Here is an 11,690-nt window from a genome sequence, read left to right as displayed (position 1 = left end):
GGCGCGTTCTGTGTACGCGTTCACAGTTCCACTGGGTCATACGCCCTCACGCACCACCCGCCGCTCCCGCCACTCTGCTGCCCTGCACGGCCATCCCCCACCGTTCGAAGGGCGACCATGACCGACCCCGTGAGCCGCACGATCCTGCTGCTCGACATCGAGAGGTACAGCGACCGGGACGACGTGGAGCAGGCGTATCTGCGGCGCATGCTCTACGACGTCACCGACCGTGCCCTGGAGAGCGCCGGCATCGACGAGACGCAGCGCCTGCGGGCCGACCGCGGGGACGCCGTGATGGAGCTGATCGACGCGAACGCCCCGGTCACGGCGCTGCTGCGGGCCCTGCTCACCGAGGTGCCCAGCCAGTTGCGCTCGGTCAACCGGATGGCGTCCCGCTCGGCGCAGATCCGGCTGCGCGGCGTCGTCGCCACCGGTTACGTGGCCGTCGACCGGCACGATGGCTGGGTCGGCTCGGACCTCAACCACGCCTGCCGACTGCTCGACGCGCACCTGCTCCGCTCCGCCCTGCGGGAACGCGCCGACGACTTCGCGCTGTGCGTCTCGGACGCCCTGTATTCCGGAGTCGTACGGCACGACCATCCCGGCATTCCGGCGGCGGACTTCCACGCGGCGACGGTGGACAGCAAGAACGGCCCGCTGACGGCGTGGCTGCACGGGCCGGTGCCCGCTGCGGCCGACGGCCGGGCGCGGGCCGCGGCGGACCACGCGGACCACGGTGAGCGGGGGGAGGAGGCGCCGGGCGGATCGGGGGACCGCCCGGCGCCGGCCACCGCCCACCCGCGGGGCCGCACGGAGTCCGACGGCCCGCAGAGGAGCGGCCCGGCGCCGGCCGGAGACCGGGGAGCCCCGGCGCCGGGCGCGGTCCTGCACGTCACCGGCGGCACGATGAGCTTCGGCGGCGGCTACGTGGCCGGCGACCAGCACGGCGTCTCCGGCGGCCACGTCACCGGCGACGTGGTCATGGGCAGCAACACGGACCGGGGTGAGCGACCGTGAGCGGCCAGGAACCGCCCGCCGACGCCCAGGTCGGGGGCCGGGCCGCCGATCCGGGCGAGGTCTCGCAGGACGAGTCCCACAAGGACGGCGGCACCGGGCAACCCGAGGAGCAGGACCAGCCGCAGACTGCCTGGTCCGCCCGGCGCGACCTGGTCGACCACAGCCCCCGCACCATGAACGTCGGCTCCCGCGCCCGTTTCGGCGGCGGCTACACCGGCGGCGACCAGCACGGCGTCTCCGGCGGTCATGTCACCGGCGGCGTGATCATGGGCAGCAAGACGGAGATCCACCACTGGTCGCTCCCGAGGCTCTCCCTGTCGGCCGCCACGTCCGGGGAGATCCCCCGCGCCACCCTGGAGCGGCTCGCCGCCTCCTTCGTCGCCGACGGGGACACCGTCACCGCCCTGCTGGACCGGCTGCGCCGGGAACGCGTACTGGTCCTGTCCGGCGCCCGCTTCACCGGCCGCCGCACGGCGGCCCTGATGCTGCTGCACCGGCTCGGCGCCGGTCCCGTACAGGCTCTGGACCGCGACACCGTGCCCGGCGCCCTGGCCGACCGCGTCACGGCTCCCGTCCCCGGCGACGGCGCCGGGGGCACCCGCGGATACGTGCTGTGCGACGTGGCGACCCGGCGCGGCGACGCGCTGCGCGAGACGCACCTGCTGGCCGCCCGGGACCGGCTCGCCGAGCACGACGCGTACCTCGTCGTCACCGTCGGCCCCACCGCCGTGCTGGAGGACGACGTGTCCGTGGCCGAGTGGAGGCCGCCGGTGGCCGCCGACGTCCTCGCCGCGCACCTGGGCGCCCACACCGACGCGGAGACCGCCGGGCGGCTGCTCGGGCTGCCGGCCGTCAAGGAGTTCCTGGAGCGCGGCCACCAGCTCCGCGAGGTGGCCGCCTTCGCACAGGTGCTCGGCCGGTACGCCGTCGGAACGGTCACCGAACGGGACGTCGACGGCTTCTCGCTCGGCTCGCTGGAGAGCCAGGTCCAGGAGTGGTTCGAGGAGGACGAGACGTCGATCCACCTGCGCGACAAGGCGTTCCTCGTCGCGCTCGCCGCCTTCGACGACGCCCCGTACGCGCTCACCGCCGAACTCAGCGACCTGCTGTACCAGTTCCTCCAGAAGACCGACGATCCCACCCGGGCTCCCAGGGTCCCCGTGTTCGGCACCCACATCGGCAAGCGCCTCCAGCTGGCGCGCGCCGAGCGCTACGAGGGCGAGGAGCACACCGAGTGGGGGCCGGTGACGCAGTCGAAGGCGGTGTTCGCCGACGAACGGACCCCTCTGGTGCTGCTGCGGGAGGTGTGGACCGGCCACCCGTCCGCCCGGCCGGCGCTGATCGCCTGGCTGCGCCGGCTCGCCGACGACGGCCGGCCCCTGGTGCGCACCCGGGCCGCGTCCACCGTCGCCGTCCTCGCCCGTACCGACCTGCCTTCCGCGATGGCACTGGTCATCGAGCCGTGGGCCACCTCGAACCGGTTCCGGCACCGGCTCGTCGCGGTCAATTCGCTCACGCTGGCCCACCACATCGGCACCCCCAACATCCCGCGCGTCCTCGACGCCTGGTCCGCCCATGAGGACCGGCGGCTGCGCTGGGTCGCGGTCCGCGCGTACGCGCTGATCGGACCGGAGCGGCCCGAGCAGGCCCTCGCCGCGCTGCGTGACGCGGCCCGCCGGCTGTACGAGCGTTTCGCCGATCCGGACGACTTCGACCGGGAGACGGCGCGGGAGCTGGCCGAGGCCGTGGAGCTGCTGCTGCTGTCCTCGGCCGCCCCCGAGGTCCTCGGCGACCTCACCGACCGCCTCGACGACGACCGGGCCGTGCGCGATATGGCCCTGAGCGGTTTCGTCAGTGCCTGCGGCCGCACCGAGGACGAGGAGCGGTACGGCACACCGCTCGTCCTGGCCTGGTACGCCCGTGCCACGGCGGACGACGAGCGGGCCGCCCTGGGCATCGCGTGCCTGTGGCGGGAGGCGCTCGGCGACCCGCACCACACCCAGCGCGCGTTGCGGGTGATGCGGGGCTGGGTCCTGACCGCCGACCGTTCGACGACCGCCGAATGGGCGCTCGCCGCGCTCCTGCCGAGGCTCGTCGTCACCCCGGCCGACCACCAGCGGCTGAGCCACCTGCTGCGCACCATGCCCGGCGAGGACAAGAACCCCCCGCCGCCGGTCGCCGCCCGCCTGCTGAGCACGCTCGCACCACGCTGACGAAGGACACGCCATGCCCACCTTCCACCGCCCGCCCGAGTGGCAGCAGCCGGCCGACCGGCACACCCGGCTGATCGACCCGGTCCTCACCGTACGGCAGCTGTCACGCTTCGAACTGTCCCTGAAGCACGTCGTCCGCATCGACCACGCGCTGGTCTTCTCCACCCCGAAGGGCGGCTACGAGGCGTATCCGCCGCCCACCCGGCCGTCCCGCGCGGAGATCGCCTCCCGCCGGTACACCGCCGTGTACGAGGTGGACACGGGCGTCCACCCCTTCACCGACACGCTCACGCTGCCCAGCGACAACGACGCGTTCGAGTTCACCGCGGAGGTGGACGTCTCCTGGCAGGTGCTGGACCCGGCGCGGTTCGTGGCGAGCGGCATCCGGGACGTGCCCGCGCTGCTGCTCGGCGAGCTGCAGCGGGCGGCCCGGCCGGTCGCGCGGAGCTTCGCCATCGCCGACAGCGGGCGCGCCGAACAGGAGCTGCTGAACGCGGTCGACGCCGTCGGACCGCTCGGCGCGCCCGCGGGACTGCGGACCAGCTGGACGCTGCGGGTCCGCCGTGACCAGGCGAACATCGACCACCAGCAGCGCCTGCAGGCGATCGACCACTCCGCGGCGGAGCAGGTCCGGACGGCGCAGCAGGGCATGCGGGTCGACGCCGAGACCGACCACCGCCACCGGCAGCAGGACGAGCTGCAGGCCGCCCGGGCCCTGGAGTACGGGCGTCAGCAGCAGGAGCTGGCCATGGCGCAGCAGCGCTGGCACCACGAGCGGGCGATGCTGCAGGGACAGCAGCTGCTGGAGCTGCAGCAGATCGAGGCGAAGAAGATCGAGTTCTACCAGTGGCACCTGTCGCAGGGCGGGGTGCAGGCCTGGGCGCTCCACCTCGCCCAGCACCCGGAGGACTCACGGCTCGTGATGAGCAGCATGCGGGAGGACCAGCTGCGCATGATCCAGGCGCAGCTGGACCTCGTGAAGGAGCTGCTGGCCGGGGAGGGCGCCGAGAAGTTCGAACTGGAGGGGCCCAAGCAGCTCGCGCTCCGGACCGTCAGCGACATCCTGAACCAGCGTCTCCCGGGCGTCCCGCAGACCCCGCCCCTGCTCCCCGCACCGGACCAGCCCGCTCCGGCCGCCGCCCCGGCCCCGCCCCCCTCGCAGGAGGGTGGCGCCTCGCCGTACGACCCGCCCGGGAGCGGTCCCTCGCCGTACACCCCACCCGGGAGCGGTCCCTCACCGTACGCTTCGCCGACGACACCGGAGGGCGCCGTGGCACCGGCACCCGCGCCGGGCGCGGCGGCACAGCCGGGAACCGCGCCGAGCCCCGCGCCAGTGCCCGCCGCGGCTCCTCCCGGTGCCGCTCCGGCCGCAGCCCCCGCGCCACCCGGCGCGCCGTACCTCCCGCACGCGCACCGTCCCCCGCACCCGCCGTACCCCCCGCAGTCGTCGTGCCCCCCGCCGCCCGCGCCGGGGCCGTTCCCGCAGCAAGCCGCGCCGCCCGTACCCACCACCGTGCCCGTACCGCCCGCGTCGGTGCCCGCGGCGTACCCGCCGCACCCCACCGCGCCCGCCTGGCAGCCGCCCCCGGGTTACGGGACCACCCCGACGGCGCCCGCAGCCGCGCCCACGGACCGGGCCGCCCCGCCGGCCGCCGCTCCCGCCCCGCCGACCGGAGACGGCGGCGAGGACGGGCGCACGGGCGACCAGGCAGAACCCGCACCGAAGGAGACCGGTCCATGACGGCTGCCGGCCCCGGGACCACTCCCGCGGCGGGCACCTCCGATTCCGCGCTCCCCCCTGATCCCGGCCCAGCGCCCGAACCGGAACCCGTACCCGGCCCCGCGTCCCCGCCGCCCGTCTCCCCCCGTGTCCAGCTCTGCGAACGGCTGCTCGGGGACCTGCGGACCGAGATCGCCCGCGCGGACAGCAAGGCCGCCGTGCTGGTCGCCGCGCTCGGTATCACCGCGGGCGTGTTCGGTGGTCTCCTCGCGGGCCGGGACTGGTCACCGGACGCCCTCACGGCGACCGGCGCCACCGTGTGGTGGGCGGGGATCCTCGCCCTCGCCCTCTCCCTCTTCGCACTGCTCCTGGCCGTACTGCCCCGCTACCGCGACGGAGCCTGGTCACCGGGCATGCCGCTGTCGTACTTCGGCGACATCCGGCGCGCGGTGCGGGCGGGCCGGCTGGACGTCGCGCTGGCCGACACCGAGTCCGACCCCGTGTCCGCGCTGACCGCGGCGCTCACCGAGACGAGCCGGATCGCCTGGCGCAAGCACCAGTGGATCCGCACCGGCCTGATCGCCTTCTGCGCCGGAACGCTCCTGCTGCCCGCCTCCCTGCTCATCGGTTGACCCACAGGCCGACCGTCGCTCACGCCCAGCGAAGGAAGCACCGTGAACCAGCCATCGCCGACGCCCCCGGAGTACCCCGCGCCGAGCGGCCGTCCCGCTCCGCCGCCGGACCCCCGGGCCGCCCAGCCCTCTCCGCAGCACCCCCGGACCCACAGCCGGCCCTCGCAGGCCCCGCCGCCCTGTCCGGAGCCGCGACAGCCCCCTCAGCCGCAGGTCCGGCCCCCCGCCCCCCCGCAGTACCCGCGCCACCCCACCACCCGGACCCCTCCCCCTTACCCGGCCCCTCCCACGCAGCCTGCCCCTCCCCCGTACCCGGCCCCTCCACCCACGCAGCCCGCTCAGCCCGCTCAGCCCGCGTATGCGAACCCCGCCGCCCCTCCCCCGTACTCGCAGACGGGCCCGGCCCCCGCCACGGCGCCGCCGCCCCAGTCCACCGGCCCCGACCCCGCCCCCGACTCACCGCTGCACCCGCACCACATCAGCACCGACCGCGGTCGCGTCCACATCGCCGAGCGGCAGCGCCACACCGACGTCACCGCCTTCGGCAACCTGCTCCTCCACCTGCCCAACTTCCTGTGCAGCCTCGTCGTCGTGGCCCTGGTCTCGCTGTTCTTCGGCGGCTTCGGCCTGCTGTTCGTCCTGGCCTGGCTGCTGAGCGGCGCGCTCGTCTTCCACCGCCCGACGGAGAGCGCCCTGGCACGCCATCTGCTCCGTCTGCGCTACCCCACGCCGCAGGAAAGAGCCCAACTCGAACCGGTCTGGCGCGAGGTCACCGCCCGCGCGGGGGTCGAGGGCCGGAACTACGAACTGTGGGTGGAGGACAGCGACGGCCTGAACGCGGTCGCGGCGGCAGGTCACATCGTCGGCGTCACCCGCTTCGCCGTGCACCAGCTTCCCAACGGCGAGCTGGCCGCCGTCCTGGCCCACGAGCTGGGCCACCACGTCGGCGGACACGCCTGGTCCTCACTGCTGGGCTACTGGTACGCGCTGCCCGGCCGGATCGCCTGGCGGGTGCTGCGCGCGGCCACCGGTTTCATGTACCGGGTCTCCCGCGTCTTCTCCTGTTTCGGCGTACTGTTCTTCGGCCTGTGTGTCAGCGGGATCGCGCTGGCCACGATCAGCTCCCTGTACGGCCTGCCCCTGCTGATCCTCGCCGTTCCGTACGCGCTGGCCGCCGTCGGCCGCCGCTCCGAGCTGCGCGCCGACCAGCACGCCGCCGCCCTCGGCTTCGCCCCGATGCTGGCCGCCGTACTGCACAAACTGCACCACCAGGAACAGCAGCAGCTCGCCGCACTCGCCGCCGCCGGCCATGCCGCACCGGCCCGGACCCCGGCCAGCACGCTGCTGTCCTCGCACCCGGACTACCACACCCGGCTGCACCACCTGGGGCCCTACCTCCAGCCTCCCCGCTGACCCGTCCCGAGACCGAGGGCCGAAGCGATGCCCACGGCACCGACCGGGACCCCACCGCTCGGCTCACCCGGCCCCTCGGCTCAGCTCCCCGTCGCCAGCACGGCCACCAGACCGAACAGACCGAGGAACAGTGCCCAGCCGGCCACGGAGAGCCAGCCGAGGACCAGTCCGGTCAGCGCGAAGCCGTCGCCGCCCTCACCGGTGCGCCGCATCTCCGACTGGGCCATGTGGCCGAGGACCACCGCCGGGAGCCCGGTGAGCCCGCCCGTGGCCACGCACAGGACGCCGCAGACCATCGAGGCGATCGCCTTGCCGTTGGTCCTCGGGTGCGGCCTGGCGAGGAAGGTCGCCGGTACGGGTCCGCCGACGGCCGCCGACTGCGCCACCGGGCCCTGGGGCAGGTCGGCGACCAGCAGGGACAGCTCGGCCACCGTGCGCGCGGAGTAGGCGCGGGCGACCCGCTTGTCGAACTCCGGGTGATCCAGCCTGCCCTCGGCGTAACCGGCCCGGAGCACGTCCACCGCGCGTTCGCGGTCCGCGTGGGCGGCCAGCATGGACGGAGCGCCGGGGCCTTGCGGCGGGTTGTCCCGCCACGGGGTCGGGTACGACACAACCGCCTCCTGGGCAGACGGTGAATCCCTCTGCGGTGGACTGCTCTTCACCGAAGTGAACGCACCGTACCCGGTAATTGGTTCCACGGACCGGCCCGCGGCCCCGTCCGCGGACACGCCGAGGGGCGGCCACCCCGTACGGAGTGACCGCCCCTCGGTGCTTCGGACGTACGCCTTACTGGTTGTACGGACCGTAGTCGTAGTCCTCCAGCGGAACGGCCTGGCCGGAGCCCGTGCCGAACGGCGAGTAGTCGATGTCGTCGTAGCCGACGGCCGAGTACATCGCGGCCTTGGCCTCCTCGGTCGGCTCGACCCGGATGTTGCGGTAGCGGGACAGACCCGTACCGGCCGGGATGAGCTTACCGATGATGACGTTCTCCTTGAGGCCGATGAGGCTGTCGGACTTGGCGTTGATCGCCGCGTCCGTCAGGACTCGGGTCGTCTCCTGGAAGGAGGCGGCCGACAGCCAGGACTCCGTCGCCAGCGAGGCCTTGGTGATACCCATCAGCTGCGGACGACCGGAGGCCGGGTGACCGCCCTCCTGGACCACACGACGGTTCTCGGTCTCGAACTTGGAGCGCTCGACCAGCTCGCCGGGCAGCAGCTCGGCGTCGCCCGACTCGATGATCGTCACACGGCGCAGCATCTGCCGGATGATGATCTCGATGTGCTTGTCGTGGATCGACACGCCCTGCGAGTTGTAGACCTTCTGGACCTCGCCGACCAGGTGGACCTGGACGGCACGCTGCCCCAGGATGCGCAGCACGTCGTGCGGGTTGGTGGCACCCACGGTGAGCTGCTGGCCCACCTCGACGTGCTCGCCCTCGGAGACCAGGACCTTGGCGCGCTTCGAGATCGGGTACGCCGTCTCGTCGCTGCCGTCGTCCGGGGTGACCACGATCTTCTTGGTCTTCTCGGTCTCCTCGATCCGCACGCGGCCGGAGGCCTCGGAGATCGGGGCGACGCCCTTCGGCGTACGGGCCTCGAAGAGCTCGACGACACGGGGCAGACCCTGGGTGATGTCGTCACCGGCCACACCACCGGTGTGGAAGGTGCGCATCGTCAGCTGGGTACCGGGCTCACCGATGGACTGGGCGGCGATGATGCCGACCGCCTCACCGATGTCGACCAGCTTGCCGGTGGCCAGCGAACGGCCGTAGCACATCGCGCAGGTGCCGACGGCGGACTCGCAGGTCAGGACCGAACGGGTCTTGACCTCCCCGACGCCGCGGGAGACGAGCTCCTCGATGAGGACGTCGCCCAGGTCGGTGCCGGCCGGGGCCAGCACCTGTCCGTCGACCACGATGTCCTCGGCGAGGCAGCGCGCGTACACGGACGTCTCGACGTCGCCCTCCTTGCGGAGCACGCCCTCCGCGTCCCGGCTCGCGATCCTGAGACGCAGACCGCGGTCGGTGCCGCAGTCCTCCTCGCGGATGATGACGTCCTGGGAGACGTCGACCAGACGACGGGTGAGGTAACCCGAGTCGGCGGTACGCAGAGCGGTGTCCGCCAGACCCTTACGGGCGCCGTGCGTGGAGATGAAGTACTCCAGCACGGACAGACCCTCACGGAACGAGGCCTTGATGGGCCGCGGGATCGTCTCGTTCTTCGCGTTCGACACCAGACCACGCATACCGGCGATCTGACGCATCTGCATCATGTTGCCTCGTGCACCCGAGCTCACCATCATGAAGATCGGGTTGGTCTTCGGGAAGTTGTCGTTCATCGCCTCGGCGACCTCGTTGGTCGCCTTGGTCCAGATCGCGATGAGCTCCTGCGTGCGCTCGTCCTTGGTGATCAGACCGCGCTCGTACTGCTTCTGGACCTTCTCGTCCTGCGCCTCGTAGCCGCGGACGATCTCCTTCTTCGCCTCGGGGACGACGACGTCGGAGATGGCCACGGTGACGCCGGAACGGGTGGCCCAGTAGAAGCCGGACGCCTTCAGGTTGTCGAGCGTCGCCGCCACGATGACCTTCGGGTAGCGCTCGGCGAGGTCGTTGACGATCTCGGAGAGCTGCTTCTTGCCGACCTCGTAGTCGACGAACGGGTAGTCCTCGGGCAGCAGCTCGTTGAAGAGCGCGCGGCCCAGGGTGGTGTTCAGCCGGAAGCTGTCACCCTGCTGCCACTCGGGCTCGCCCTCCTCGCGCGCCGGCGGGGTCCAGCCGCGCGGCGGGATGGTGCCGACCGGGAAGCGGACGTCGATCCTCGACTGGAGCGACAGCTCGCCCGCGTCGAAGGCCATGATCGCCTCCGCGACCGAGGCGAAGGAACGGCCCTCGCCCTTGAGGTCGCGCATCTCGCCGTCGGTGGTGAGGAAGAACAGACCGAGGACCATGTCCTGGGTCGGCATCGTCACCGGACGGCCGTCGGCCGGCTTGAGGATGTTGTTCGAGGACAGCATCAGGATGCGGGCCTCGGCCTGCGCCTCCGCGGACAGCGGCAGGTGCACGGCCATCTGGTCACCGTCGAAGTCCGCGTTGAACGCGGTGCAGACGAGCGGGTGGATCTGGATGGCCTTGCCCTCGACCAGCTGCGGCTCGAAGGCCTGGATGCCGAGGCGGTGCAGCGTGGGAGCACGGTTCAGCAGGACCGGGTGCTCCGCGATGACCTCTTCCAGGACGTCGTACACGACCGTGCGGCCGCGCTCGACCATGCGCTTGGCGCTCTTGATGTTCTGCGCGTGGTTCAGGTCGACCAGGCGCTTCATCACGAACGGCTTGAAGAGCTCCAGCGCCATCGCCTTCGGCAGACCGCACTGGTGCAGCTTCAGCTGCGGGCCGACGACGATCACGGAACGCGCCGAGTAGTCGACCCGCTTGCCGAGCAGGTTCTGACGGAAGCGGCCCTGCTTGCCCTTGAGCATGTCGGACAGCGACTTCAGCGGACGGTTGCCGGGGCCCGTCACCGGGCGGCCGCGACGGCCGTTGTCGAAGAGCGCGTCGACGGCCTCCTGGAGCATGCGCTTCTCGTTGTTCACGATGATCTCGGGCGCGCCGAGGTCGAGAAGCCGCTTCAGGCGGTTGTTGCGGTTGATGACGCGGCGGTACAGGTCGTTCAGGTCGGAGGTCGCGAAGCGGCCACCGTCCAGCTGCACCATCGGACGCAGGTCCGGCGGGATGACCGGCACGCAGTCGAGCACCATGCCCTTGGGGCTGTTGGACGTCTGCAGGAAGGCGGAGACGACCTTCAGCCGCTTGAGCGCACGGGTCTTCTTCTGGCCCTTGCCGGTGCGGATGATCTCGCGGAGACGCTCGGCCTCCTCATCGAGGTCGAAGGACTCCAGGCGCTTCTGCAGCGCCGCGGCACCCATCGAGCCGTCGAAGTACGTGCCGAAGCGGTCGCGCAGCTCGCGGTAGAGCAGCTCGTCGCCCTCGAGGTCCTGGACCTTGAGGTTCTTGAACCGGGTCCACACCTCGTCGAGGCGGTCGATCTCGCGCTGCGCGCGGTCGCGCAGCTGCTTCATCTCGCGCTCGGCGCCCTCGCGCACCTTGCGGCGCACGTCGGCCTTGGCGCCCTCGGCCTCCAGCTCGGCCAGGTCGGTCTCGAGCTTCTTGGCGCGGGCCTCGAGGTCGGCGTCGCGGCGGTTCTCGATCTGCTGCCGCTCGACGGAGACGTGCGCCTCCAGGGAGGGCAGGTCGCGGGTGCGGCGCTCCTCGTCGACGTACGTGATCATGTACGCCGCGAAGTAGATGACCTTCTCCAGGTCCTTCGGGGCGAGGTCGAGCAGGTAGCCCAGACGCGACGGAACACCCTTGAAGTACCAGATGTGCGTGACGGGCGCGGCCAGCTCGATGTGGCCCATCCGCTCACGGCGCACCTTGGCGCGCGTGACCTCGACGCCGCAGCGCTCACAGATGATGCCCTTGAAGCGGACGCGCTTGTACTTGCCGCAGTAGCACTCCCAGTCCCGGGTCGGACCGAAGATCTTCTCGCAGAAGAGTCCGTCCTTCTCGGGCTTGAGGGTGCGGTAGTTGATGGTCTCGGGCTTCTTGACCTCGCCGTGGCTCCACTGACGGATGTCGTCAGCGGTGGCCAGACCGATCCGGAGCTCGTCGAAGAAGTTGACGTCGAGCACTATGCGTCA

7 protein-coding genes are annotated in these 11,690 nt (G+C 72.2%); 5 read left to right on the top strand and 2 right to left on the bottom strand.

Annotation, left to right across the window (positions count from 1 at the left end):
- The first annotated feature begins 117 nt into the window (after window positions 1-117).
- The 5 genes from KYY02_RS01290 to KYY02_RS01270 all read left to right on the top strand — a co-directional run bounded on the left by KYY02_RS01290 (window position 118) and on the right by KYY02_RS01270 (window position 6,995).
- A complete protein-coding gene (locus KYY02_RS01290) occupies window positions 118-1,017 on the top strand; it encodes a hypothetical protein (RefSeq protein ID WP_371235503.1) in 900 nt (299 codons plus the stop codon).
- Entirely contained in the window at window positions 1,014-3,230 is a 2,217-nt protein-coding gene (locus KYY02_RS01285; protein ID WP_371235502.1) for a hypothetical protein, read from the top strand. Before KYY02_RS01290 ends, KYY02_RS01285 begins: the two co-directional genes overlap by 4 nt.
- Before the next feature lie 13 nt (window positions 3,231-3,243).
- On the top strand, window positions 3,244-4,971 hold the full coding sequence (locus KYY02_RS01280; RefSeq protein WP_371235501.1) for a hypothetical protein: 1,728 nt from the start codon (window positions 3,244-3,246) through the stop codon (window positions 4,969-4,971).
- The gene (locus KYY02_RS01275; protein WP_371235500.1) at window positions 4,968-5,582 is read left to right on the top strand and encodes a Pycsar system effector family protein; all 615 of its coding nucleotides are present in this window, start codon (window positions 4,968-4,970) and stop codon (window positions 5,580-5,582) included. The genes KYY02_RS01280 and KYY02_RS01275 overlap by 4 nt, the downstream gene beginning before the upstream one ends.
- Before the next feature lie 591 nt (window positions 5,583-6,173).
- The gene (locus KYY02_RS01270; RefSeq protein WP_371235499.1) at window positions 6,174-6,995 is read left to right on the top strand and encodes a M48 family metalloprotease; all 822 of its coding nucleotides are present in this window, start codon (window positions 6,174-6,176) and stop codon (window positions 6,993-6,995) included.
- An 80-nt stretch (window positions 6,996-7,075) separates the two neighbouring features.
- Here the strand turns inward: KYY02_RS01270 and KYY02_RS01265 are convergent, their stop codons facing one another.
- Window positions 7,076-7,606: a DUF1707 and DUF4190 domain-containing protein gene (locus KYY02_RS01265; protein WP_371235498.1), complete on the bottom strand. Its 531-nt coding sequence runs from the start codon at window positions 7,604-7,606 to the stop codon at window positions 7,076-7,078.
- Between the two features lie 175 nt (window positions 7,607-7,781).
- Window positions 7,782-11,681, bottom strand: a complete 3,900-nt coding sequence (locus KYY02_RS01260) for a DNA-directed RNA polymerase subunit beta' (RefSeq protein WP_371235497.1) — start codon at window positions 11,679-11,681, stop codon at window positions 7,782-7,784.
- Window positions 11,682-11,690: the final 9 nt, after the last annotated feature.

The sequence above is a fragment of the Streptomyces pimonensis genome (genome assembly GCF_041380215.1).
Classification (GTDB): domain Bacteria; phylum Actinomycetota; class Actinomycetes; order Streptomycetales; family Streptomycetaceae; genus Streptomyces; species Streptomyces pimonensis.
This window is presented reverse-complemented; position numbering and strand designations above follow the sequence as displayed.

Bases quoted from the DNA above. Each gene is read 5' to 3' on its own strand.
- KYY02_RS01280 (WP_371235501.1), top strand. From the start codon at position 3,244: ATGCCCACCTTCCACCGCCCGCCCGAGTGGCAGCAGCCGGCCGACCGG.
- KYY02_RS01275 (WP_371235500.1), top strand. From the start codon at position 4,968: ATGACGGCTGCCGGCCCCGGGACCACTCCCGCGGCGGGCACCTCCGAT.
- KYY02_RS01290 (WP_371235503.1), top strand. From the start codon at position 118: ATGACCGACCCCGTGAGCCGCACGATCCTGCTGCTCGACATCGAGAGG.